The sequence below is a fragment of the Nocardia sp. NBC_01388 genome, assembly GCF_045040085.1.
Lineage (GTDB): Bacteria > Actinomycetota > Actinomycetes > Mycobacteriales > Mycobacteriaceae > Nocardia.
The window spans coordinates 6,536,590-6,560,242 of sequence record NZ_CP109553.1; the positions used below are offsets into that span (position 1 = coordinate 6,536,590).

General features: G+C 65.2%; 21 protein-coding genes and 2 tRNA genes. 10 read left to right on the forward strand and 13 right to left on the reverse strand.

The annotated features are described in order from the left end of the window. Nucleotides 1-160: 160 nt before the first annotated feature. The 11 genes from OG716_RS31445 to dnaA all read right to left on the reverse strand — a co-directional run bounded on the left by OG716_RS31445 (nucleotide 161) and on the right by dnaA (nucleotide 13,794). Complete coding sequence (locus OG716_RS31445) at nucleotides 161-1,186, reverse strand: adenylate/guanylate cyclase domain-containing protein (protein ID WP_405134109.1); 1,026 nt, start codon at nucleotides 1,184-1,186, stop codon at nucleotides 161-163. Nucleotides 1,187-1,253: 67 nt separating this feature from the next. Next, a tRNA-Ala gene (locus OG716_RS31450) sits at nucleotides 1,254-1,326 on the reverse strand. Nucleotides 1,327-1,365: 39 nt separating this feature from the next. After that, on the reverse strand, nucleotides 1,366-1,473 hold the full coding sequence (locus OG716_RS31455) for a DLW-39 family protein (protein ID WP_355125342.1): 108 nt from the start codon (nucleotides 1,471-1,473) through the stop codon (nucleotides 1,366-1,368). A gap of 29 nt (nucleotides 1,474-1,502) precedes the next feature. Then, nucleotides 1,503-1,576, reverse strand: a tRNA-Ile gene (locus tag OG716_RS31460). 169 nt (nucleotides 1,577-1,745) lie between these two features. After that, entirely contained in the window at nucleotides 1,746-2,582 is an 837-nt protein-coding gene (locus OG716_RS31465) for a DUF3566 domain-containing protein (RefSeq protein ID WP_405134110.1), read from the reverse strand. A gap of 161 nt (nucleotides 2,583-2,743) precedes the next feature. After that, complete coding sequence (gyrA, locus tag OG716_RS31470; RefSeq protein WP_405134111.1) at nucleotides 2,744-5,257, reverse strand: DNA gyrase subunit A; 2,514 nt, start codon at nucleotides 5,255-5,257, stop codon at nucleotides 2,744-2,746. An 85-nt stretch (nucleotides 5,258-5,342) separates the two neighbouring features. Further along, on the reverse strand, nucleotides 5,343-7,376 hold the full coding sequence (gene gyrB, locus OG716_RS31475; RefSeq protein ID WP_355125336.1) for a DNA topoisomerase (ATP-hydrolyzing) subunit B: 2,034 nt from the start codon (nucleotides 7,374-7,376) through the stop codon (nucleotides 5,343-5,345). A 442-nt stretch (nucleotides 7,377-7,818) separates the two neighbouring features. Further along, complete coding sequence (locus OG716_RS31480; protein ID WP_405134112.1) at nucleotides 7,819-8,421, reverse strand: DUF721 family protein; 603 nt, start codon at nucleotides 8,419-8,421, stop codon at nucleotides 7,819-7,821. A gap of 149 nt (nucleotides 8,422-8,570) precedes the next feature. After that, the gene (gene recF, locus OG716_RS31485) at nucleotides 8,571-9,743 is read right to left on the reverse strand and encodes a DNA replication/repair protein RecF (protein WP_405134113.1); all 1,173 of its coding nucleotides are present in this window, start codon (nucleotides 9,741-9,743) and stop codon (nucleotides 8,571-8,573) included. Between the two features lie 145 nt (nucleotides 9,744-9,888). Continuing rightward, entirely contained in the window at nucleotides 9,889-11,058 is a 1,170-nt protein-coding gene (gene dnaN / locus OG716_RS31490) for a DNA polymerase III subunit beta (RefSeq protein WP_327142957.1), read from the reverse strand. 813 nt (nucleotides 11,059-11,871) lie between these two features. Next, entirely contained in the window at nucleotides 11,872-13,794 is a 1,923-nt protein-coding gene (dnaA, locus tag OG716_RS31495) for a chromosomal replication initiator protein DnaA (RefSeq protein ID WP_405134114.1), read from the reverse strand. A 571-nt stretch (nucleotides 13,795-14,365) separates the two neighbouring features. Between dnaA and rpmH the strand changes: the two genes are divergently transcribed. From rpmH to OG716_RS31545, 10 genes are all read left to right on the forward strand, one after another. Continuing rightward, complete coding sequence (gene rpmH / locus OG716_RS31500) at nucleotides 14,366-14,509, forward strand: 50S ribosomal protein L34 (protein ID WP_297610748.1); 144 nt, start codon at nucleotides 14,366-14,368, stop codon at nucleotides 14,507-14,509. 134 nt (nucleotides 14,510-14,643) lie between these two features. Then, on the forward strand, nucleotides 14,644-15,048 hold the full coding sequence (rnpA, locus tag OG716_RS31505; RefSeq protein ID WP_405134115.1) for a ribonuclease P protein component: 405 nt from the start codon (nucleotides 14,644-14,646) through the stop codon (nucleotides 15,046-15,048). Beyond that, nucleotides 15,045-15,371, forward strand: a complete 327-nt coding sequence (yidD, locus tag OG716_RS31510) for a membrane protein insertion efficiency factor YidD (RefSeq protein ID WP_355125325.1) — start codon at nucleotides 15,045-15,047, stop codon at nucleotides 15,369-15,371. Before rnpA ends, yidD begins: the two co-directional genes overlap by 4 nt. Nucleotides 15,372-15,375: 4 nt before the next feature. Next, entirely contained in the window at nucleotides 15,376-16,470 is a 1,095-nt protein-coding gene (gene yidC / locus OG716_RS31515) for a membrane protein insertase YidC (RefSeq protein ID WP_355125323.1), read from the forward strand. 47 nt (nucleotides 16,471-16,517) lie between these two features. Continuing rightward, nucleotides 16,518-17,093: a protein jag gene (locus tag OG716_RS31520; RefSeq protein ID WP_327142953.1), complete on the forward strand. Its 576-nt coding sequence runs from the start codon at nucleotides 16,518-16,520 to the stop codon at nucleotides 17,091-17,093. A 100-nt stretch (nucleotides 17,094-17,193) separates the two neighbouring features. After that, nucleotides 17,194-17,913 (forward strand): 16S rRNA (guanine(527)-N(7))-methyltransferase RsmG, encoded by a 720-nt coding sequence (gene rsmG / locus OG716_RS31525; RefSeq protein ID WP_405134116.1) that lies wholly within the window; start codon nucleotides 17,194-17,196, stop codon nucleotides 17,911-17,913. A gap of 94 nt (nucleotides 17,914-18,007) precedes the next feature. Then, complete coding sequence (locus OG716_RS31530) at nucleotides 18,008-18,430, forward strand: hypothetical protein (protein WP_405134117.1); 423 nt, start codon at nucleotides 18,008-18,010, stop codon at nucleotides 18,428-18,430. Nucleotides 18,431-18,915: 485 nt separating this feature from the next. Further along, the gene (locus OG716_RS31535; RefSeq protein ID WP_405140034.1) at nucleotides 18,916-19,884 is read left to right on the forward strand and encodes a ParA family protein; all 969 of its coding nucleotides are present in this window, start codon (nucleotides 18,916-18,918) and stop codon (nucleotides 19,882-19,884) included. Nucleotides 19,885-19,929: 45 nt separating this feature from the next. Then, nucleotides 19,930-20,946, forward strand: a complete 1,017-nt coding sequence (locus tag OG716_RS31540; RefSeq protein ID WP_355125319.1) for a ParB/RepB/Spo0J family partition protein — start codon at nucleotides 19,930-19,932, stop codon at nucleotides 20,944-20,946. A gap of 217 nt (nucleotides 20,947-21,163) precedes the next feature. Further along, nucleotides 21,164-21,892 (forward strand): GNAT family N-acetyltransferase, encoded by a 729-nt coding sequence (locus tag OG716_RS31545; RefSeq protein ID WP_327142949.1) that lies wholly within the window; start codon nucleotides 21,164-21,166, stop codon nucleotides 21,890-21,892. Between the two features lie 74 nt (nucleotides 21,893-21,966). Here OG716_RS31545 and OG716_RS31550 read toward each other — a convergent pair whose 3' ends face one another. Beyond that, on the reverse strand, nucleotides 21,967-23,163 hold the full coding sequence (locus OG716_RS31550; protein WP_327142948.1) for an N-acetylmuramoyl-L-alanine amidase: 1,197 nt from the start codon (nucleotides 23,161-23,163) through the stop codon (nucleotides 21,967-21,969). 144 nt (nucleotides 23,164-23,307) lie between these two features. Further along, complete coding sequence (gene trxA / locus OG716_RS31555; protein WP_355125316.1) at nucleotides 23,308-23,646, reverse strand: thioredoxin; 339 nt, start codon at nucleotides 23,644-23,646, stop codon at nucleotides 23,308-23,310. Nucleotides 23,647-23,653 lie beyond the last annotated feature (7 nt).

A 23,653-nucleotide genomic window follows, 5' to 3' on the forward strand; every position in this document is an offset into this window, starting at 1 on the left:
CGCCTCCCCGAACCTTTTGGCCAGACTCAGGTTCCGCCTCAGTCACGTTGGCGACCGGCGGTTTGGTGGTGGTCGAGTCAGCCCGTACCCGGGGAGTTACCCCGACCGGAACCAGATCAGTTGTCGCCTAGATCAACGAGAAGGCCAGATCACCGGCTACTCAGACCAGCGGGCGAATTTCGTTGCGACGCAATACGTGCCCGTGCAGGCGGTTGATGCCCTTCACTCGGACGGTCCGCAAGTGGCGGAGATCGAATTGCGGGTCGCCGGCAATCGACTGTGCCGCACTGTCATCGATGAGTACGGTGCCCGGACGGGCCACACCGGTGAGGCGGGCGGCCACGTTCACCACCGAGCCGTAGAGGTCGCCGAAGCGTTGCAGCACATCGCCGTAGGCGAGGCCGACCCGCAGCTCCTGGGTGACGCCGTGTGAAGCGGTGGCGGCCTCCTGGATGGCCAGGGCGATGCGGGCACCGTCCTTCGCGGTATTGGCCGCGAACATGACTTCGTCGCCGACATTCTTGATGACCCAACCACCATGCGCCGTAATGGCATTGCTGGTGGCCGTCTCGAACGCCTCCAGCAGCGAGGAGAGCTCCTCGGGATCCAGGTGCCGGGTCAGGCGGGTGTAGCCGACCATATCGGCGAAGCCGACGGCCAGCACCCGCATGGTGTCCCCCGCGACCGCGCCCTCCTCCAGCGACCGCGACAGCGCCGCATCCAGATGCCGCCGCCACGCATAGGACATGAGCGCCTCGAGCTCGGCCACCACCTCTTCCGTCGCGGCGCGCGCCACCTGCTCGTGATCGGACGCCGGATCCTCGGCGGTGTTCTTCGCGATGCGATCCAGGATCTCCTCGGTCACCAGATCGACCTGCCATTCGGCCAGCCGGGCCATGGAGCGGCCCAGGGTGCGCGCGGCGGTCGTCTGCCGGTGAATATCCGCGGAGGCAAGCACATTCAGCTTGCTGAAGGTTTTGGCCGCATCGATATCGGCATCGGTGTACTCGACAGCCGAATCGTCCGGATCGGCCGGAAAACCGAGAGAAACCCACAGGCGCCGCGTCAGCGAGGAGGGCACCTTGGTGAGCGCGGTGACCTCGCGCCGATTGTATTTGCGCTGCCCGTTCAGCAGGAACGGCTCCACCACCGATTGGACCAGCTTGGAGATCTCCGGGGAAGCCATGCAGCCACCTTACGGGGCGCGTGTGCTCGGAATAAGACAGCCACGAAGGGCTGTGAGAATTAACGAGTGGAGCCTAGGGGAATCGAACCCCTAACCCCTGCCTTGCAAAGGCAGTGCTCTGCCAATTGAGCTAAGGCCCCCGGCCGGGATGCTGTGTCTCCACAGGATCCCGAAGAGGATCAGCGAGTGGTGACCTCGTGCCAGAGGTCCGCATCGCTTCGCTGGCGCAGCTTGCTGATTCCGAAGATCACTGCGGCGACAATGCCGATCGTCAGGAGAAATTTCATGAATCCCACCCTACTGTGATGTTCAGGAGTGGGCCTAGGAGGACTTGAACCTCCGACCTCTTCGTTATCAGCGAAGCGCTCTAACCGCCTGAGCTATAGGCCCTCATCCGGGCCCGAGTCTGTGACTCGAACCGAGGCTGAAGATTACCCGAAGGTCACGCGGATAAGCAAAACGGCTGGTCACCGGCCTGAAATCACAGGCGGGACCAGCCGTTTCGACATACCTCGAATCCGGGTCGGACAGGGTCGCCAGTCCGGATCGAGCGGTGTCTCTAGTCCGGATCGGACAGGGTCACCTGAATGCCGCCGACCAGATCGGTGCACTGGTTGTAGACGAACACGCCGACCGTCGAAAGCGCTGTCAGCAACACCACATTGATGAGACCGATGACACTCGCGTAGCCGAACACCGTGCCGGCGTCGATCAGCCCCGAGGAGGAGCTGTCCGACACCATGTCGGTGAAGGTGCTGTTGAGCCGGCCCCACACACCCATGCCCTCGAGCACCAGGTACAGCAGGCCGACCGCCAGCATCCACACGAAGAACAGCGCGACGCTGATGACCAGCGACACCTTCAATGTGGACCACGGGTCGATATGGCGCACCTGCACGGTGGCTCGCAACGGCTCCCCCGTCGCGGCGGCGGCGGCGACCGCCGCCGGAGCGGACGGCGATACCGGGCCGGACGGTGGAATCGGCTCCGGCGGGGGCAGCGGATGCCGCATCTCCGACAGATCCGGCAGATCCTTCACCAGTTCCGGACGGGCGATGCTGCGGGTGGGTCCGTCGATGCCGACGGACTTCACCATGGCGGCCTCCTTGCGTGCCGCCTTGGCCGCCAGATCGGCGGTGGTGCGCGCATTGGAGACGCCGGCGTTCAGACCCACACTGCCGGGCCTGCCGGTGGTGGGAGCCTGACCCGGGCGGTACAGGTTGGACTGCGGTTCCCGCTGCGGCAGCTGCGACCACCCGCCGTCCTGATAGGGCGAACCACCGGACTGACCGTCCACGCCTTCGGGGGCGGTCACCTCCGTCGGATCGCTCATTCGGCCGGAGCCCTCCGGCGCGTATTCGCCGGAGTTGTCCGGTCCCTCATTGGATTGCGGCACGCCGCCCTCGTTTCCCGAACCCGGTCGCGGAATAGGCCGCGGCGGAATCGGAGACGGAGCGATTCTCTCGGTCACGCCATTGGCATGACCACGCTGGTCATTCGGCTGATTGGTCAATGGTGAATCCTTCGATCCGTTGTGCCGCCGCTGCTGGGGTGAAACTACTGCTTCGCCGAACCACTGTTGTCATCTTCGGCAACCTGGTCGGGCTCGTCCGCGTTACGCGCGATCGCAAGCAAGGTATCGCCCTCACCGAGGTTCATCAATCGCACACCCTTGGTCTGGCGTCCAGCCTTGCGAACCTGCTTGGCCACAGTCCGGATAACACCGCCGCCGGATGTAATGGCGTACAGCTCATCCTCGTCGTCGACGATGAGCGCACCGACCAGACTGCCACGTTTCTCGTCGTATTGAATGGTCAATACGCCCTTTCCACCACGACCCTGCGCGGTGTACTCCTCGATCGCCGTGCGCTTGGAGTACCCACCGGCCGTCGCGACAAGCAGGTAGTTCTGATCGCCCTCGCGAACCACGTTGAGCGACAACAGTTCATCGGCCTGATTGAACCGCATGCCCTGCACGCCGGAGGTGGCGCGGCCCATCGGGCGCAGCACCTCGTCATTGGCGGAGAAGCGGATCGACTGGCCGTGCGCCGACACCAGCAGCAGATCGTCATCGGCCGAACACAGCGCCGCGCCGACCAATTCGTCACCATCGCGCAGATTGACCGCGACGATGCCGCCGGTGCGGTTGGAGTCGAAGTCGGTCAGACGGGACTTCTTGACCAGGCCGTTGCGGGTCGCCAGCACCAGGTGCGGGGCGTCCTCGTAGGTGGTCAGCTGAATGACCTGGGCGATCTTCTCGTCCGGCTGGAAGGCCAGCAGGTTCGCCACGTGCTGACCGCGGGCGGTACGGCTGGCCTCGGGCAGCTCGTACGCCTTGGCGCGGTAGACCCGGCCCTTGTTCGTGAAGAACAGCAGCCAGTCGTGCGTGGAGGTGATGAAGAAGTGCCGGACCAGATCGTCCTGCTTGAGACCCGCGCCCTGCACGCCCTTGCCGCCGCGCTTCTGCGAGCGGTACAGATCGGTCTTGGTGCGCTTGGCGTACCCGGTCTCGGTGATGGTGACGACCACGTCCTCGCGGGCGATGAGGTCCTCATCCGTCACGTCGCCGTCGGAGGCGATGATCTTGGTGCGCCGGTCGTCGCCGTACTTGTCGACGATCTCCGTCAGCTCGTCGCGCACGATGGCGCGCTGGCGCTCCGGCTTCTCCAGAATGTCCTTGAGATCGGCGATCTCGAGCTCGATCTTCGCCAATTCGTCGACGAGCTTCTGACGCTCCAGGGCGGACAGGCGGCGCAGCTGCATATCCAGGATGGCGGTCGCCTGGATCTCGTCGATCTCCAGCAACTGCATCAAACCGGTACGCGCGGTGTCGGTATCGGCCGAACGGCGGATCAGGGCGATCACGGCGTCCAGCTGATCGAGCGCCTTGACCAGGCCGCGCAGGATGTGGGCCCGCTCCTCGGCCTTGCGCAGCAGGTACTTGGTGCGCCGGACGATGACTTCCAACTGGTGATTCACATACAGCCGGATCATCTGATCGAGGCGCAGCGTGCGCGGCACCCCGTCCACGATCGACAGCATGTTCGCGCCGAACGAGGTCTGCAGCTGGGTGTGCTTGTAGAGGTTGTTCAGCACCACCTTCGCGATCGCGTCGCGCTTGACGGTGACCACGATGCGCATGCCGACACGGTCCGAAGACTCGTCGTGGATGTCGGAGACACCCGCGATCTTGCCGTCCTTCACCTGCTCGGCGATGGCATTGATGAAATTGTCGGTATTGACCTGGTACGGCAGTTCGGTGATGACGATCGTGGTGCGCCCGCGGGCGTCCTCCTCGATCTCGACCACACCGCGCATCTTGATCGAGCCGCGCCCGGTGCGGTACGCGTCATTGATGCCAGAGGTGCCGACGATCAGACCGTAGGTCGGGAAGTCCGGACCCTTCACCCGCTCGATGCACGCTTCGAGGGTGGTCTCCTCGTCCGCGAGGTGATTGTCCAGCGCCCAGAAGATGGCCTCGGACAGCTCGGTCAGATTGTGCGGCGGAATATTGGTCGCCATACCGACGGCAATACCGTTGGAGCCGTTCATCAGCAGCGCCGGCACCCGCGCCGGGAGCACGACCGGCTCCTGCGTCTTACCGTCGTAGTTCGGGGTGAAATCGACCGTCTCGTGGTCGATCTCGCGCAGCATCTCCATGGCCAGCGGAGTCAGGCGGCACTCCGTGTAGCGCATGGCGGCCGCGCCGTCGTTGCCGCGCGAACCGAAGTTGCCCTGACCGTCCACCAGCGGATAGCGCAGCGACCACGGCTGCGCCATGCGCACGAGGGTGTCGTAGATGGCCGTATCACCGTGCGGGTGGTAGTTACCCATGGTGTCGGCGACCGGGCGCGCGGACTTCACATAGCTGCGATCGGGGCGGTAGCCGTTGTCGTACATCGCGTACAGGATCCGGCGGTGCACCGGCTTCATACCGTCGCGCACCTCGGGCAGCGCGCGCCCGACGATCACGCTCATGGCGTAGTCGATGTAGGAGTTCTGCATCTCCTGCTGGATATCGACCGGCTCGATGCGGTCGCCACCCGAGGGCGGAAGCGAAGTCTCAGTCATGAATTGGTCTCCGTAGGAAGTCTTTTGGGAGGGTGCTCGACGCAGGTGGGGGCTAGGGGAATCGAACCCCTAACCCCTGGCTCCGCTATACGTCGAGGAACCGAACGTCCTTGGCATTGCGAGTGATGAAGCTGCGCCGAGCTTCCACGTCCTCACCCATGAGGATGGAGAACAGCTCGTCGGCAGCGGCGGCATCGTCGAGCGTGACGAGGCGCAGCACGCGCACCGAAGGATCCATCGTGGTCTCCCACAGCTCCTTCGGGTTCATCTCGCCCAGACCTTTGTAGCGCTGGATGCCGTCGTCCTTGTTGATCCGCTTGCCCGCCGCGAGACCGGCCTCGAGCAGACCGTCGCGCTCCCGGTCGGAGTACGCGAACTCCGGCTCGGTGCGCTGCCACTTGAGCTTGTACAGCGGCGGCTGCGCCAGATACACGTGACCCTGCTCGACCAGCGGCCGCATGAAGCGGAACAGCAGCGTGAGCAGCAGCGTCGAGATGTGCTGGCCGTCCACGTCGGCGTCGGCCATCAGCACGATCTTGTGATAGCGCAGCTTGGCGATATCGAACTCGTCGTGGATACCGGTGCCGAAGGCGGTGATGATCGCCTGGACCTCGTTGTTCTTGAGCACCTTGTCGATTCGCGACTTCTCGACATTGATGATCTTGCCGCGCAGCGGCAGGATCGCCTGGTACATCGAGTCACGACCGGACTTCGCCGAACCACCGGCGGAGTCGCCCTCCACGATGTAGATCTCGGACTTCACCGGATCCTTGGAGCGGCAGTCGGCCAGCTTGCCGGGCAGACCGCCCAGATCGGTGGCGGACTTGCGCCGCACCAGCTCTCGCGCCTTACGCGCCGCGACCCGGGCCTGCGCCGACGAAACCGCCTTGGTGACAATCGTCTTCGCATCGGCCGGATTGGCCTCGAACCAGTGCGCCAGGTGCTCGTTGCAGGCGCGCTGCACGAACGACTTCACCTCGGTATTGCCGAGCTTGGTCTTGGTCTGGCCCTCGAACTGCGGCTCGGAGACCTTCACGGAGACAATGGCGGCCAGGCCCTCACGGATATCGTCACCGGTGAGGTTGTCGTCCTTCTCCTTGAGAAGCTTCTTATCCTTCGCGTACTTGTTCACCACCGTGGTGAGCGCCGAGCGGAAGCCCTCTTCGTGCGTGCCGCCCTCGTGGGTATTGATGGTGTTGGCGAAGGTGTGCACAGACTCGGAGTAACCCGAGTTCCACTGCATCGCGACCTCGAGCTCGTGGCCGGTGCCCTTGCCCGTGAACGCCACGATCGAATTGTGGATCGGCGTCTTGGTGCGGTTGATGTGCTTGACGTAATCCTCGAGCCCACCCGGGTAGTGGTAGGTCCGCGTCTTCACCTTCGGCGTCGCGACCGGGGCGTTCTCATCGAGATGCTTGGGCGCCTCGGCGGTATCGCTCACCACATCGTCGGTGACATCGCTCTCGGCCACCCGCTGATCGGTGAGGGTGATGGTCAGTCCCTTGTTCAGGAACGCCATCTCCTGCAGCCGGCGCGCGACCGTCTCGAAGTTGTAGACGGTGGTCTCGAAGATATTCGGATCGGCCCAGAACCGGATGGTGGTACCGGTGCGCCTGGTGGCCTCACCCTGCACCAGCTTGCCCGGCTTGGAATCCTTGTACTCCTGGGTCCAGTGGTAGCCGTCGACGTCGATATCCGCTTCCAAGCGGGTCGACAGCGCGTTCACCACCGAGATGCCGACACCGTGCAGACCACCGGAGATCGCATAGGAGTCGGAGTCGAACTTGCCGCCCGCGTGCAGCTGGGTCATGACCACCTCGATGGTGGGCACCCCCTGCGCATGCATGGCGACCGGGATACCGCGGCCGTCGTCCACGACCTCGACACCGCCGTCGGCCAGCATGGTCACATCGACGCGCGTGGCGTGCCCCGCCATCGCCTCGTCGACCGAGTTGTCGACGACCTCCCAGATCAGGTGGTGCAGACCGCGCTCACCCGTGGAGCCGATGTACATACCCGGCCGTTTACGAACGGCTTCGAGGCCCTCGAGGACGGTGATGGAGTCGGCACCGTATGTGCCCGACTTAGGTTTGGTCGAGCCGTCTGCGTTGGAGTCCATGGCAGCCACTGGTCGGTAGCTCTCCTTACTTGCTGATCCTCCGAGCGCCGAACGGTGAGCACACGTGGGGCCCCAGGGCATGTCTGCTCGAGGGTTACGGGTCCACGCGCGAGCTGTCGCCGAACGCGCCGGGAGGTATCGCCGCTAGTTACTCCTACATCCTACTGGTACGACCGACACAGAATGCACCTATGACACCCCTGTGTGCGCCGTACGTGCGTGAAATCGACCAGCAATATGTCCGGTCATGGGTGACGGGGGTCCTGGGAGCTTCAGCGGGCTGCCGGGCGGACTGCCGGGCGGGTTAGCGACGAAGTGCGCGAAGATCGAGTCGATGAGGCGTCGCGCACAGTTTGCCGGGCCCGCCGTTTTCGGCGATGTTCCACGTGAAACGGTCGGCTGACCAGGACAGCGGGGTTGCCGCACAAGCGATTCCGGGCGGTTACCCGTACGTATCGCGCGGGCCGCGTCCCTTCACGTGACGCTCACCCTTGCGCCAACTCGGCGCGGTCGGGCCGTTGATGCGCAACTGCGTGACGATCCCGTGGCCCACCGCGGCGGCGATCTTGGCCAGAATCTGCGATTGGAACATTCGCAACTGCGTCGCCCACGCGGTCGACTCCGCCTGGATGCTCAGCACATTGTTCTCCAGCGAAACCGGCTGCGCGTGGGAGGCGATGTCCTCCCCCACCACCTTCGCCCACTGACCGAACACCATGCCCTCGGCGACCTTGCCGGACCAGCCGCGCCCCTTGGCCAGCTTTCCGGTCAGTGCGCCGAGCAATTGCGGATCACGCTCATCGGGCCCGGAACCGGACCAGCCGCGGCGGCGGCCGCGCAGCGCTCGCACCCCGCCGGTCCGCGGCGACGCCCGGCCCTGGCCCACCGACTTACCGGCGGCCCGGGCGGCGGCACGCGCTTCCTCCAGCGCCCGGCGGGCCAAATCCACACCGCGCAGCTCGGATTCGGGACCGGCGGCGGCCGGCGTACCCGCCCCGGCGGCGGCCGGGCGGTGCGGATCGGCGGCTGGCGACTGCTCGGCCATGCGCTCATCCCTTCGTCCGCGAGGTGGTGGGCTCGGCGATCACCCTGCTGTGGAGATCATCCGTGCGTTCCCGGCGATTCTGCCGCATCCCGCCGACAGACACGCTCGGCGAGGCCGTGATGTCGCACTCGCGCCACCAGCCGATCGGCCTACTCCACGATTCGCGACACCCGCTGATCGGCTTCCCCGGTGGTCTCCACCCGCAGCGGCGTCGCCGCCAGCTCCGCCGGCACATCCTCCGGCACCGCGGCCGTGATCAATACCTGCTCGGCCCCGGCGGCCACGGCCGCCAGCGCGGCCCGGCGACGGCGATCCAGTTCGGCGAACACATCATCGAGAATCAGCACCGGATCGGTGCCTCCGGTACGCAGCAGCTCGAACGCACCGAGCCGCAAAGCCAGTGCGAACGACCAGGATTCGCCGTGACTGGAGAAACCCTTCGCCGGGGCGGATCCCAGCATCAGCTCCACATCGTCACGGTGCGGACCGACCAGGCACACCCCGCGTTCCAGTTCCCGCTGACGCGCACTCGCCAACTCGCGCAGCAGGATCGCCTCCAGCGCCTCATCGTCCCCGGGCTCCGGCGTCCGCGCGGGATCCTGGAATTCCACAGGCAGATAACCACTCCGGTAGGCGATCGACGCAGGTCGCGACTCCGGCGCGATCGATCCATAGGCCTGTGCAAGGTGTGGATAAAGTTCGTGCACCAGTTGCAGCCGATGCGCCAGCAGCACCGCGCCGTGCGCCGCCAGGTGCCCGTCCCACACGTCGAGGGTGCTCAGGTCCGTACCGCGCGACCCGGAACGCGCCTGCCGCCCAGCGGTTTTCAACAGGGCCGAACGCTGCCGCAGCACCTTGTCGTAATCCGCGCGCACCCCGGCCAGTCGCGGCAACTGCGCCGTGGCGAGCTCGTCCAGGAAACGACGGCGCTCGGACGGGTCGCCGCGCACCAGCGCCAGATCCTCCGGCGCGAACAACACCGTCTGCAGGATCCCCAGGATCTCGCGCGGCCGCCGCACCGGCGAACGATTGATCTGCGCCCGATTCGCGGAGCCCTGATTGAGCTCCATATCCACCCGCAACTCACGACCGGTATTCACCACGGTCGCACCGATCCGGGCGCGTTGCGCACCCAGCCGGATGAGCGGGGCATCGGCCGACACCCGGTGGGAACCGAGGGTGGACAGATAGCCCACGGCCTCGATCAGATTCGTTTTGCCATTGCCGTTGGAACCCAGGAAAACCGTTCGGCCCGGCGGTAATTCGAGCTCGGCGGCCTCCCAGGACCGGAAATCGCGCAGCGACAGGGTGCGCACGTACATCCGGTCAGTCCACCGTTCCCTTCGACCTGGGGACAACTACCCCACGCAGTGCAAAAACCCGGCACCGAGAGGTGAAACACCTCCGGGCGCCGAGCTTTTCACAGGTTTATCAACAGTGTGCACAGTGCCACCGCCCGCGCTGACATCAGCCCGGCAGTCGCACCGGCATCAACAGGTAGATGTAATTGCTGGCCAGCGCCGCGAACGCACCCGAATCCAGTTGCGCCGGATCCTCCTCCGGCGTCGGCACGAAGACGGCCGGACGGCTGGGGGTGGTGAAACCGAAGGTCACCTTGTCGGTGCGCAGCGCGCCCAGGCCGTCCACCAGGTAGCCCGGGTTGAAGGCGATGGTCAGCGATTCACCGCGGAAGTCGGCCTCCAGCCACTCCTCGGCGCGACCGGCATCGTCACCGCCGGCGGAGAGCAGCAGACCCTCCTCGGAGAACTCCATCCGCACCTGGGCGCCGCGCTCGGCCACCAGGGCCACACGCTTGATGGCCTCGACCAGCTGACTCACCGAGAGCGTGGCGATGGAGGTGTGCTCCTTGGGGAGCAATTGCCGGAACTTGGGGAATTCGGCATCGAGCAGGCGCGTGGTGGTGCGGCGACCGCCGTTCACAATGCCCAGCAGGCCGTCGGAACCGGTGCCGAACGCCAGCTGCACCGGCTTGTCGGAGGAACCGAGCGTCTTACCGGCCTCGGACAGCGTGCGGGCCGGGACCAGCACCGCGGTCTCCACATCGGCGCGACCCGGATTCCACTCCAGCTCGCGCACGGCCAGCCGGAAGCGGTCGGTGGCGGCGAGCACCACCTTCGGGCCCTCGATCTCGACCCGGATGCCGGTGAGCATGGGCAGCGTGTCATCGCGACCCGCGGCGACGGCGACCTGACCGACGGCCTCGGAGAACAGATCCACGGTGAGCTCACCGGTCTGGGGAGGAAGTTCGGGAAGCTGGGGATAATCCTCGACCGGCATGGTCGGCAGCGAGAACTTCGCACTGCCGCAGGCGATCAGCACCCGGGTGCCGTCCACCGACACATCGACCGGCTTGTTGGGAAGCGATTTGGTGATATCGGCCAGGAGACGGCCCGAGACCAGCACCTGCCCCGGTCCGGCGACCTCGGCGGCCACCCGCATCTGCGCGGAGACCTCGTAGTCGAAGCCGGACACGGTAAGACCATCTTCATCGGCCACGAGGAGCACACCGCCGAGCACAGGCACCGGAGGCCGCGACGGCAGGCTGCGGGCCACCCAAGCTACGGATTCGGCGAAGTCCTCGCGAGCGACCCGAAACTTCATGCTTGCAAGCTCCATCGCCCGGTCTGTCCTCTCCCAGTCTCGATCAGTAGTGATCTGAATTCTTCAGGGGCTACTTCCCCCTGGAACCCATGCAGTCTCGCACAGGGGGCCGACATCAAACCGTACCCGCGATCTGCGCGCGCCGGGTCGGAGGGTCCGACTGTCCGATTTCGTCCGACTGCCCTTCGCCGCTTCGAGACTCGGCGGTTCGTCCCGCGCGACCGAACTCTTCTCGTCCAGGCGTCTCTGCTTGTTCATGAAGCCGGGAACCGATCTCGGCGAACCGTTCGCTCCAGCCCGACTTTCCACACACCTGTTTTAGAAGAGAAATCTAATTAGAGAGAAATGAAGTAGTAGTAGGCGGTGTGGAATCTGTGGACTTCCCCCCTTTCCGCAGCTCGGAGGGTGTGGCGGCGTGTGGATGTCTCGAGGGTGTCTCGAGGATGAACAGCCGATGGCTGTGGAGTCATCACCAGTTTCCACATTCATCCTCGAGTCATCCTCGAGTTGCTCCACGGTTTCCGGGCCACCTGCGCACATGGGGGCGAAACGGTGGACAACTGGCAGTTTCCTCGAGGACTCCCATGGGACTCCTCGAGGAATCCACAGGGCACAACTCCCATCCGCGCAGGTCAGACCTCGAGGATGAAGAAACCTGTGGGAACTGTGCACTACTGGTTGTGCACCCCTGTTAGTAGAGCCCTGTGAGCGAACCGGTGGACAACTAGGAGTTTCCTCGAGGAATCCACAACGTTTACTCGAGGAATCCACAACCCGGAAAACAACAGACCCCCACGTCAGAGGACGTGGGGGTCTGTTAGTTGTGGATCAGCGCGAACGCTGTTTAATTCGGGCTGTGAGTTCCTGAACCTGGTCGTACACCCGGCGGCGCTCGGTCATCTCCTTGCGCACCTTCTTGTCGGCGTACATGACCGTCGTGTGGTCGCGGCCGAAGGCCTGGCCGATTTTGGGTAGGGATAGGTCGGTCAGCTCGCGGCACAGGTACATGGCTATCTGCCGGGCCTGCGCCAGCGGCCGGGCCTTACCCGGACCTGTCAGTTCCTCGAGGGTCGTATTGAAGTACTCCGCGGTCACGGCCATGATCGTGGACGCCGTGATCTCCATGGTCGCGGCATCGGGCATGAGATCGCGCAGCACCACCTCGGCCAGCGACAGATCCAGCGGCTGCCCGTTGAGCGAGGCGAATGCCGTCACCCGGATGAGCGCGCCCTCCAGCTCACGGATATTGCGCTCGACCCGGGTGGCGATGAGCTCCATCACGTCGTGCGGCACATCGAGGCGGTCCATCCGGGCCTTCTTACGCAGGATCGCGATCCGCGTCTCCAGCTCCGGCGGCTGCACATCGGTGATGAGGCCCCATTCGAAACGGGTGCGCAGTCGTTCCTCCAGGGTGGCCAGCTGCTTGGGTGGCCGGTCCGAGGACACCACGATCTGCTTGTTGGCGTTGTGGAGGGTGTTGAAGGTGTGGAAGAACTCCTCCTGGATACCTTCTTTACCCTCGATGAACTGGATATCGTCCACCAGCAGGATGTCGGTCTCGCGGTAGCGGCGTTTGAACGCCACCTTCCGGTCGTCACGCAGCGAGTTGATGAAGTCGTTGGTGAATTCCTCGGTGGATACGTACTTCACCCGCATACCGGGAAACAGCCGCTGGGCATAGTGACCCGCCGCGTGCAGCAGATGCGTTTTGCCCAAACCCGAAGCGCCCCAAACGAACAGCGGGTTGTAGGCGCGCGCCGGAGCCTCCGCGATGGCGACCGCGGCCGCATGCGCGAACCGGTTCGAGGCGCCGATGACGAAGGTCTCGAAGGTGTACTTCGCGTTCAGGCTGTTGGCAGAGGACGGCTGCGGCGCTTCCCGCTCGGGCGACTTGTTGAAATACGTCGGCCACGAGTTGCGGGCATTCACCACCGGCTCGTCATCACGATCCTCGTCCACCGGCCGCCGCGTGGGCTGCGCGGACATGGGCTCAGGCATCGGCGCGGGCTGGGCCTGTGGCTCTTTGAACTGCTGCGGTTCCGGGAACTGCTGGGGCTCGGGGAATTGCTGGGGCTCGGGGAACTGGGGGGCGGGCTCGGGAGAGAACAGCGATTCCTGCCCCGGCGGCATGGCGGGTGCACGGTGGTTCTCGCGTCGCCGCGGCGGCTGCTGCGGCTCCGGTTGCGGGGCCGGCAACTGTTCGGCCATCTGTGGCTGCCCGAATTCCACAGGTGGATAAGGTTCGCGCTCGCCGTACTCCGAGGGGTAGTCCTGTGCGGGTGCGTAGCGGGGCTGTGAATACTCCGGCCGCTCCTGGTAGTGCTGCTGCGGACGCTCGGCGGGCGGCTGCGCGGGGGGTGCCGGCTGGTAGCCCATCGGTGCCCGATCCGGCTCGCGGGGGCGTTCCGGGCGGGAGGTCATGCGGGCATGGCGGGGTGCGTTCGGCGACCGGTCGACCGGGGAATTCTGCTGTGCCCGGATCCGCACGCCGAGACCCTCGACCTGAAGTCCACGCCGGGCCAGGGACCGCAGAATGGGCTCGCGCAGATCGCGTTCCACCACCTCCTGCGCCATGGTCCCGGGTACCGAGAGCAGGGCGAATCCCTGGGCGAAGGTGATCGGTTCGATGATGCCGAGCCAGGCTTTGTGCGCCTTGCTGACCGGCTGGATCTCACCGTCGGCCGAGCCGCTCGCGAGTTCGGCGATCACCTCGGGCCAGACAGCTGTCAGCACATTCTGCTCGTCGTCCACGAACGTAGTCCTCCCCGGAGCAAGGTCGATTGGAGCAGACGGGCGGCGACTGCTCGGTTCCCCCAGGTAACCGGGCGTCGACGAGGACCGTCAGCCACACGAATATGCCACTCCAAGGGTGTTTCCACACAATTATCCACAGATGTGGACAACCTGGGGATGCGTGTCGCATCCCGTCGAATCCCCCCAAACGGACGTAGACCTGCGGTTCTTCAGCAATCAGCTGGCAACTACACGCTAGGTCGGGTGACGTCTGCAATGGACCGTACACGAAACGGACCTCTCGGCACGAACCCGGTGTTCACCCCCGGGGACACCGGCGTTCAACCCCGCCGGCGCCGGTGTTCGAGCCCGCGACAGGGGCGGGACAACCGTCACTCCCCCCGAGTTTGACCCTCGTCCAGCAGATCAGTACCCTTCTACAGTCACCCTATGGTGCGGTGGCGGCTGTGTGCTGCCCGTGCCGACAAGGGTATTTGCACCGATGGATCTGATTCGTCGCGTTGCAACACCGTTTCACCGAAAAACTTCGGGCGTCAACCGACGCCCCCACCTATGAGGAGTGTTGACCGTGGCCAAGGGCAAGCGGACGTTCCAGCCGAACAACCGTCGTCGGGCGCGCGTCCACGGCTTCCGTCTCCGGATGCGGACCCGTGCGGGCCGCGCCATCGTGTCGGCTCGTCGTGGCAAGGGCCGCGACAAGCTGACTGCCTGATTCGGAACCCCGGATGCGGCGGCTTATTGACGGCTCGCCGTGGCGGCTGATGCACGGCTCGCCGTGGGGTCCCATGCACGGCTCTATGAACGACCTCCGTTCTCTTCTCCGCCCGCACTCCGCCGGACGCATCGGTGCTGCCTGAGCCGTATCGGCTGCACCGGCGTACCGACTTTTCCCGGACGGTGCGCCAGGGCCGGCGGATCGGGAAGCGGGATCTCGTTGTGCACGTACTGCTACACGACGATCAGTCCGGCGGGCCGCAACCATCCATCAGGGTGGGCGGTCCGCGTTTCGGGTTGATCGTCAGCAAGGCGGTGGGTAACGCGGTGGTTCGCCACCGGGTGGCCCGCCGCCTGCGTCATATCTGTGCGGCTGTCGCGGCGGAATTACCCGACGGCACGGATATCGTGCTGCGCGCCCTGCCGGGCGCCGCGGCCGCCTCCTCCGCCGATCTCGAACGGCAGATTCGTGGTGGACTGCGCAAACTCGGCACCCTGGCCGATACTGCGGCTCCCACTGAATCAAGCGAGTCATGAACGCGCTGCGCGCGGCGGCCCGCTTACCGGCCAAAGCTCTGATATTCCTCATCGAGCTGTATCGGACCTACATCTCCCCCACCCGCATGCCCACATGCCGGTTCACTCCCACGTGTAGTGAGTACGCGGTCACCGCACTGCGCACGCGTGGTCTGTTCATCGGACTCGGACTGGCAGCCGTGCGTCTTGCGAAATGTGCGCCCTGGCACCCTGGTGGGTGGGACCCCGTACCGGAACGTGCTTCACGGCACCGGCACGCGGCAGCAGCCTATGAAGGGTCATCGTCCGCGGTGACCGGCGATACGAACGACGGGAGTACATAACGCCGTGCTCGATTTCATCTACTACCCGGTGTCGGCCATTCTGTGGTTCTGGCACCAGGCCTTCGGGTTCGTGCTGGGCAAGGACAATGGATTTGCCTGGGCGCTCTCCGTGGTGTTCCTCGTGTTCACGCTGCGGTTGGTGCTGTTCAAGCCGTTCGTGAAGCAGGTCCGCACCACGAAGCAGATGCAGGAGCTGCAGCCGCAGATCAAGGAACTGCAGAAGAAGTACAAGAACGACCGTCAGCAGATGACGATCGAGATGCAGAAGCTGCAGAAGGACCACGGCTTCAACCCGCTCATGGGCTGCCTGCCCGTGCTGCTGCAGGTGCCGGTCTTCCTCGGCCTGTTCCATGTGCTGCGCTCGTTCAACCGCACCGGGCACGGTATCGGTCAGGTCGGCATGACGCCGTACGAGAACGCGCATACCGCGAACTACATCTTCAGCCCCGGCGACGTCCAGTCCTTCCTGACCGCACGGCTTTTCGGCGCTCCCCTCTCGGGCTTCATGACCGAGAAGGCGAATGTGCTGCAGTCGTTCGCCGAGTACGGCGGCGTGCCCAGCAAGGTGGCCATCGCCGCCGTCTCCATCCCGCTGATGATCATCGCCGGCCTGGCGACGCACTTCAATGCGCGCGCTTCGGTGCAGCGGCAGAGCGAGGCGGCCGCCGCCAACCCGCAGGCCGCCATGATGAACAAGCTGGCGCTGTACGTGTTCCCGCTCGGCGTGATCGTCGGTGGTCCGTTCCTGCCGATCGCCATCCTGCTCTACTGGGTCTCCAACAACATCTGGACCTACGCGCAGCAGCATCTCGTCTTCGGTCGTATGGAGAAGGAAGACGAAGAGAAGAAGACCGTCGCCCTGGAGCGTCGCGCGCAGAATGCGCCGAAGCCGGGTGCCAAGCCGGTCGATACGCGTAAGAAGTCGGTGGAGGACGCGCCCGTGGTCGATTCCGCCGGGGTCGATATGGCGAAATCCGATGCGCCGCAGGCCACGCAGAACGGCTCCAAGCCCAACTCCGGTCAGGCGAAGCCGAACTCGAACCAGGCCAAGAAGCGGTCCGGCAACCGCGGTCGCGCCAACCAGAAGCGGCGCCGCTGATCTTCTCGTGGCGCCTTGCGCCGACAACTCCAGATGAAGGAACAACAATGACTGTTGAAACAGACGGAGGGGACCCCACTGTGACTGCTGCGACGGCGGCACCGGCTGGATCTGTTGATGAGGCAGCGGCGGAGGCGCCGGCCGAGACCGTGGTGGATGCCGAGGAAGCACTCATCGAAGAGGGTGAGATCGCGGGCGACTACCTGGAGCAGTTGCTGGATGTCCTCGACTTCGACGGCGATATCGATCTCGACGTCGAGGGCGATCGCGCCATCGTGAGCATCGACGGCGGCAAGGATCTGGACAAGCTGGTCGGCCGTCGCGGCGAGGTGCTGGACGCGCTACAGGAACTGACCCGGCTGGCCGTGCAGCAGGCGACCGGTGTGCGCAGCCGTCTCATGCTGGACGTCGCGGGCTGGCGGGCCGGTCGTCGCGCGGAGCTGAGCGCACTCGGCGCCGAGGCGGCCAAGCGCGTGCTGGAGTCCGGGGAGCGGGAGGCGCTCACCCCCATGACTCCGTTCGAGCGCAAGATCGTGCACGACGCGGTGGCCGCCGTCGACGGCGTCGTGAGCGAGAGCGAAGGCGTGGAGCCGAGCCGACGGGTTGTCGTCCTCCCCGCCTGACACGCACACCTCGAGGTAGGGCCCCCGCGTCGATCGGACCGGGGGCCCTACGCTTGTCTTCGCACCCCCGGTCCCGATTGTTCGTCATCAGTTCGGAAGGATGTTTCACGTGGAACCTGGCACCGAGATGACCGATCAGGCAGCAATGCCAACCGATCCGGAACCGCCCGCCGCTGCGACGGTGGTCTTCGGGAACCGGCTGGAGTTGGCCCGCCGCTACTACACCGCCCTCGCGGGTGCGGGCGTGGAGCGCGGCCTGATCGGCCCGCGCGAGGTGCCCCGGCTGTGGGATCGGCACATCCTCAATTGCGCGGTGATCGGTGAACTCATCCCGCAGGGCGCGACCGTGGTCGATGTCGGCAGCGGCGCGGGGCTGCCGGGCATCCCCCTCGCCATCGCCCGCCCGGATCTTCGAATCACCTTGGTGGAGCCGCTGCTTCGCCGCACCGTTTTCCTGGCCGAGTTCATCGAGGCCACCGGACTCGGCATCACCGTCGTCCGCGGCCGGGCCGAGCAGGCGGGGGTGAAGAAGGAAGCCGGCGGCGCGGATGTGGTCACCTCCCGCGCGGTCGCTCCCCTGGCGCGGCTGGCCGGTTGGTCCATGCCGCTGATCCACGATCACGGACGAATGCTGGCGCTCAAGGGCATCAGCGCGATCGAGGAATTGGAGCGCGATCGCGCCGACCTCACGAAGGCGGGCGCGGGTCACGCCGAGGTGCTCGAGTGCGGCGTGGGTGTGCTGGAGACGCCCACGATGGTGATCAGCGCCGAGCGTCTCCCCCGGAGTGAGCGCCGCAAGTCCCGTGGCCGGAATAATTGAAATATAGATACTTCAAAATAGCTGTGCGCAGGCCGGTGGCTCGGTACTGTCCCGTTGACCCACAGGCAGTGGGTTAGGGAGCACAGGAGTTTTCATGAAGATCTCACGGCGGACCGGCCTCGGCGCCACGCTGCTCGGCGCACTGGCGACGGCCGCATTGGTCGCCGCGCCTGAGGCGAGCGCGCTGGTGACGGACCTCAGCGTCTCGGGCACCACACTCTATGTCGGGCAGGCCTACACGATCACCGCGAGCGTCACGGTCACCTCCGCCCTCTTCCAGGTCGACTTCACCGACAACGGCACCGAGATCGGCAAGGTCTACCCGAGTGGCAGCACGGCCACCATCCAGTGGACGCCGTCGACCACCGGCTCGCACGAAATCAAAGCGACGCAGGAACTGATCAGCAGCAAGACCACTACCGTCACAGTGACGAACCAGCCCACTACTCCGGCTGGCACCGGGTCCTCCGGGAGCAATCCCCTCAGCGGTCTGCTCAGCAGCCTCTCGGCGAAGTAGCTCCACCCCCGGCCCGAGCTGAAGCGGGCGAGGCGGCAGTCCTGCCGTCTCGCCCGCTTCGTGCTTTCCATCCCCGGCGCCGCTGTTGTTTCACGGGAAACATGCGCCGCGCCCCGCCCGGCGCGGCCCGAGTCTGAAATCTGCTGATTGTCCCGGCCGATTCAGCGTGTCGGATGGAGTTCATTGCCGTTCAACTTCCGTATTGTGTCCCGTACTGGCAAGCTAGTGAACGTCGAGTGTGAGCGCAGACTGCGATGCCCGGCAGCGGCTCCAAATCGACTGCACGACAGTCGGGAACGGCTTCGAATGGGTATCGCAGCTCGAACCTCGCACCATCTCGGTGACAACGCAGCGTGGCGTAGTGAGCCCGCTGCCGATCCTGCTGCCACGCTCGGCCACGTGTCTTTGAGTTCTCGGGGTTAGGAGCCTGTATGTCCAACGGTCCGGCGAATGTTTCACGGGAAACAACGTCCCGAGTGCCCGGCATGCTCGATACCGGGACCTTCGACGCGGAGGAGTTCAGCCGCACCCCGTTCGGGAACATCTCCCCCACCGAGACCCCCATTGCCGCCGAGGCGTCGCGCGCCAGCCAGGTCTTGCATCCCAGCAAGAACTCTGAGGTGCAGCGCCCCAAGGAGCAGCGGGTCATCACCATCGCCAATCAGAAGGGCGGCGTCGGCAAGACCACCACCGCCGTGAATCTGGCCGCCGCACTGGCGATCCAGGGCATGCGGGTGCTGGTGGTCGATCTCGATCCGCAGGGCAATGCCAGCACCGCGCTCGGCATCCCGCACCACTCCGGTATTCCGTCGAGCTACGAACTGCTCATCGGTGAGTGCACGGTGCGGGACGCCATCCAGCAGAGCCCGCACAATGAGCGGCTCATGTGCATTCCCGCCACCATCGATCTGGCGGGCGCGGAGATCGAACTGGTCTCGATGGTCGCCCGCGAGGGCCGGTTGAAGGCCGCCATTCAGGAAGCCAATCTCGCCGGATACGACATCGACTATGTCATGATCGACTGCCCGCCGTCGCTCGGACTGCTCACCGTCAATGCGCTCGTCGCGGCGAAGGAGGTGTTGATCCCCATCCAGTGCGAGTACTACGCGCTGGAGGGTGTGGGTCAGCTGATGCGCAATATCGGTCTGGTGCAGTCGCATCTCAACCCCGAATTACATGTCTCCACCGTTGTTCTCACCATGTACGACGGCCGCACCAAGCTCGCCGATCAGGTCGCGGAGGAGGTGCGCAACCACTTCGGTGACACGGTCCTGAAGGCGGTCATCCCCCGCAGCGTGAAGGTTTCCGAGGCTCCGGGCTACGGCATGACGGTGCTCGACTACGACCCGGGTTCGCGAGGCGCCATGAGCTACCTCGATGCGGGACGTGAGATGGCACTCCGGTCGGCGAGTCCGGAGCCCGCATTGCTACCCGATACGGGATCGGGTGTGTAATGAAAATTTCGGCTGCGGTGAACAACGAGAGGGGTCAGTAGACCGATGAGCCAGGCGAAGAAGGGTGGACTGGGACGCGGTCTCGCCGCGCTTATCCCTACCGGACCCGCAGCGACACCGGGTGGCCTCGGCAGCGCTGCCGCCAATGTCGTCATCGGACTGGACCCGATCGGACCGCAGCCGGCTTCGGCCTTCCTGCACCGGGTTCCGGATCCGGTCGAGGGCGCCGAGGCGGCCGATGCGGGTGCGGTGTACCGGGAGATTCCGCACGATCAGATCGTGCCGAATCCGAAGCAGCCGCGTCAGGTTTTCGAGGACGAGGCGCTCGCCGAACTGGTGCACTCCATCAAGGAGTTCGGCCTCATGCAGCCGATCGTGGTGCGTCAGGTGGAGAGCCTGCCGACCCCGAAGTATCAGCTCATCATGGGCGAGCGGCGTTGGCGCGCAAGCCAGGAGGCGGGCCTGCCCGCCATTCCGGCCATCGTCCGGGAGACCGCGGACGAGTCGCTGCTGCGGGATGCGTTGCTGGAGAACATCCATCGCGTGCAGTTGAATCCGCTGGAGGAGGCGGCCGCCTATCAGCAGCTGCTGGAGGAGTTCGGCGTCACCCATGAGGAACTGGCTTCGCGAATCGGCCGTTCCCGACCGGTCGTGACGAATATGATTCGCCTGCTGAAACTTCCGATTCCGGTGCAGCGGCGGGTGGCGGCGGGCGTACTTTCCGCCGGGCACGCGCGCGCGGTGCTCGCACTGGAGGCCGGAGCCGAAGCGCAGGAGGTACTCGCCGCACGGATCGTGGCCGAGGGTATGTCGGTCCGGGCCACCGAAGAGGCTGTCACGCTGGCCAATCGGAACCCGGATGCCGCGGCCACTCCCCCGGCGGCCAAGCGCAAACCGATTCAGATGCCGGGTCTGCAGGATGTGGCCGAGCGGTTGTCGGAATCCTTCGACACCCGGGTCACGGTGGCGCTCGGTAAGCGCAAGGGCAAGATCACGGTCGAGTTCGGTTCCATCGATGATCTGGAGCGGATCGTCAGCATGATGGAGCAGTCCAAGCCGTAGCGGAAAATCGGGGCCCTACCCCCACACCCGAGTCTCGGAGCGAAGATTTCGAGGTTCGGGGTCCCTACCCGAGGGTGGGGGCTGAAACGTCACAGTGACGCCGGAGTTTTCTAGGCCCGGAGAGGCGTGTTGCTTTGATCGCTTATTCTTTTTGGCGAGCAGATATTGATGCGGCGTGAGTGTGGATGAATCGGACAGCTGGAGGCTGAGCAGAGCGGTGTCGACCAGCGTTACCGCACTAACCCTCGGCGGACTCGACAAACTTCCGGCGCATGCCCGGCGGTGTGTGTTCTGGGAGCTCGATCCGGCGGTGGCTGCGGACTCCCGGGAATTCAGTGACCCGGTCTTCGAAAAGGAGGCCTGGCTGTCCACTGTGCTCTTGGAGTGGGGTTCGTGTGGGCAGATCGCGCTGATCGACGGTCAGCCGGCCGGCTGCGCGCTGTATTCGCCGCCGAGCTCCTCACCGCGCGCGGGACTGTTCCCCACCTCCCCCGTGAGCCCGGACGCGGTCCTGCTGACCACGCTGGGCGCCGAATTCCCGTATCAGACGAATGATGTAGCCCAGCAGCTTATTCAGGCCGTGGTGGGCGATCTGGTGCGTCGTGGTGTGCGGGCCATCGAGTCCTTCGGGATTCGCTCGGATCCGTCGTCCACCTCGATGGCGGATCTCGGGTCCATGATGTTCATGGAGCGGATCGCCCCCGCGTCCCCGCGTACGTCCTCCAAACCGTCGCCGTCGTCCGTGTGCACGCCGGAGACCTGCATGATCGATGCCGATTTCCTGGAGGAGGTCGGTTTCAAAGTGGTTGCCGCGCATCACCGATTCCCGCGCCTGCGGCTGGAGCTGGACAGCGACCACCTGTGGAAGGAAGACGTGGAGCGCGCGCTGGATCAGCTGCTCGCGACCGCGGCCATGACCATGCCGAACCGCCTGATCACCCTCTGATCGGTACGGACAGCAGAAAACCCCGTCGTCCCGGGTAATTCGGGAGGACGGGGTTTTTCGGTTCGAAGCAGGGCTCAGATGCGCTCGGCCGCGGCCATTTCCTCGGCGAGCAGTTCGGCGAAGGTGTACGTACCGGTCGGCTGGTCGTCCTGGCCGAGCAGGTACAGCCGCTTCACCGAGATGAGGATGGCCTCGGCGATCACATCCCGCATGCGCGGATTGGTGAGCACCGTCGAATCGTAATCGCTTGTCAGATAGCCGATATCGACCTGCACGGTCGGCATCTTGGTCAGGCGCAGCAGATCCCAGGTGCGGGCGTGGGTGCGGCAGTCCTGCAGTGAGGTCCGGGCGACGATCTCGCGCTGGATGAAACCGGCGAGCACCTGCCCGATCATCGAGGTGGACCCGTGCGAATTGCCGAAGTGGAAGCTCGCCACACCGCTGGCCGAGGTGCTCGGATTGCCCGCGCAGCGCAGCGAGATCATCAGATCAGCGTCGAAAGTATTGGAGGTCTCGGCTCTTTCGGCATCGGAGGGGTTCGCGCCCCACGGCCGGGACAGGAACGTCTCCATACCGGTGGCGGCCATGCGGCCCTCGAGCCGGCTGGCCAGATCCCAGAGGATCTCCGATTCGTACACGTCGCCGAATTCGCTGGGCACCGGTGCGCCCTTATCGGGTCCGCCCAGGCCCGGATCGATGACGATGCGCTTACCGGTGAGCTGCGGCCCGGCCCGGTGCACCACTTCTTCCTCGGCGATGCGATGCGGATTACCGCCTGTGACACGGGCTCCCAGCAATTCCAGGGACCGGAGCGTGTCCGGACCGCAGATGCCGTCACCGGCCAGGCCGATCTCGCGCTGGAAGGAGGTGAGCCCCTCGTGCGTATGCGGCCCGAAGAATCCGTCCACCCGGCCGACATAGAAACCGAGGTCCTGCAGACGGCGCTGCAGGGTGGCGACATCGTCGCCGTACAGCGGCGCCGACAGCTGATAGATCAGCGTGCGGGCGCCGAGCCGGTAGGAGGCTTCCTTGAGGGCCCGGTACGTAGCCGGTCCGACCACGCCGTCGACGAGCAGGCCGCGATGCTGCTGAAAGCCGCGGACCGCGGAGTCGAGGTCGTGGTCGAAGACGACTTCTACGTTCTTCCAGTACTCGCCATTCCCGTTGCCGTGCTCGGCATTCAGGTGGGAGTGCAGGAATCCGAGACTTGCGAGGGTGCTCCGAACCTCAGCTACGGCTGGTCCAGTATCGCCGTGACGAAGTCGGTGCATGCGTAAGAGCCCTTTCCTTCCGCCAACCCGGGTACCCACTCGTGCAAAGATTCACACCTTTGCACGACCGGAGCGTCGGTCGATTGTCTCAGACCCGGACCGGATTTCGGCAACTGTCGAGTGCAGGCATCGTACGGCGCGTCGTCAGATAACACCCTCGAGTTCGCGCAGAAGGGCCGCTTTGCCCTTTGCGCCGACGATCCGCTTGATCTCCTTGCCCCCTTGGAACAGCACCATGGTAGGCAACGACAGAATGCCGTAGTCCTTCGAGGCCTCCGGATTCGCGTCCGCGTCGACCTTGGCGATGGTCAGGCTGTCGGAGTGGGTGGCGGCGATCTCCTCGAGCACCGGGGCGACCATCTTGCACGGGCCGCACCAGGTGGCCCAGAAGTCGACCAGGACGGGCTTGTCGCTGGCCAGCACGTCCTGGGCGAAGGTGGCGTCGGTGACGGTCTTCGTGGCGGTGGTCTTGGCGTCCGACATGGTGACT

What these genes read in the sequence shown, in the direction of transcription:
- OG716_RS31455 (WP_355125342.1), bottom strand. Translation starts at nt 1,473, where the DNA reads ATGAAATTTCTCCTGACGATCGGCATTGTCGCCGCAGTGATCTTCGGA.
- dnaN (WP_327142957.1), bottom strand. Translation starts at nt 11,058, where the DNA reads ATGGAGCTTGCAAGCATGAAGTTTCGGGTCGCTCGCGAGGACTTCGCC.
- OG716_RS31535 (WP_405140034.1), top strand. Translation starts at nt 18,916, where the DNA reads ATGCTCGATACCGGGACCTTCGACGCGGAGGAGTTCAGCCGCACCCCG.
- OG716_RS31540 (WP_355125319.1), top strand. Translation starts at nt 19,930, where the DNA reads ATGAGCCAGGCGAAGAAGGGTGGACTGGGACGCGGTCTCGCCGCGCTT.
- trxA (WP_355125316.1), bottom strand. Translation starts at nt 23,646, where the DNA reads ATGTCGGACGCCAAGACCACCGCCACGAAGACCGTCACCGACGCCACC.
- OG716_RS31530 (WP_405134117.1), top strand. Translation starts at nt 18,008, where the DNA reads ATGAAGATCTCACGGCGGACCGGCCTCGGCGCCACGCTGCTCGGCGCA.
- yidD (WP_355125325.1), top strand. Translation starts at nt 15,045, where the DNA reads ATGAACGCGCTGCGCGCGGCGGCCCGCTTACCGGCCAAAGCTCTGATA.
- OG716_RS31445 (WP_405134109.1), bottom strand. Translation starts at nt 1,186, where the DNA reads ATGGCTTCCCCGGAGATCTCCAAGCTGGTCCAATCGGTGGTGGAGCCG.
- gyrB (WP_355125336.1), bottom strand. Translation starts at nt 7,376, where the DNA reads ATGGACTCCAACGCAGACGGCTCGACCAAACCTAAGTCGGGCACATAC.
- OG716_RS31480 (WP_405134112.1), bottom strand. Translation starts at nt 8,421, where the DNA reads ATGGCCGAGCAGTCGCCAGCCGCCGATCCGCACCGCCCGGCCGCCGCC.
- OG716_RS31550 (WP_327142948.1), bottom strand. Translation starts at nt 23,163, where the DNA reads ATGCACCGACTTCGTCACGGCGATACTGGACCAGCCGTAGCTGAGGTT.
- recF (WP_405134113.1), bottom strand. Translation starts at nt 9,743, where the DNA reads ATGTACGTGCGCACCCTGTCGCTGCGCGATTTCCGGTCCTGGGAGGCC.
- gyrA (WP_405134111.1), bottom strand. Translation starts at nt 5,257, where the DNA reads ATGACTGAGACTTCGCTTCCGCCCTCGGGTGGCGACCGCATCGAGCCG.
- OG716_RS31520 (WP_327142953.1), top strand. Translation starts at nt 16,518, where the DNA reads ATGACTGTTGAAACAGACGGAGGGGACCCCACTGTGACTGCTGCGACG.
- rsmG (WP_405134116.1), top strand. Translation starts at nt 17,194, where the DNA reads ATGTTTCACGTGGAACCTGGCACCGAGATGACCGATCAGGCAGCAATG.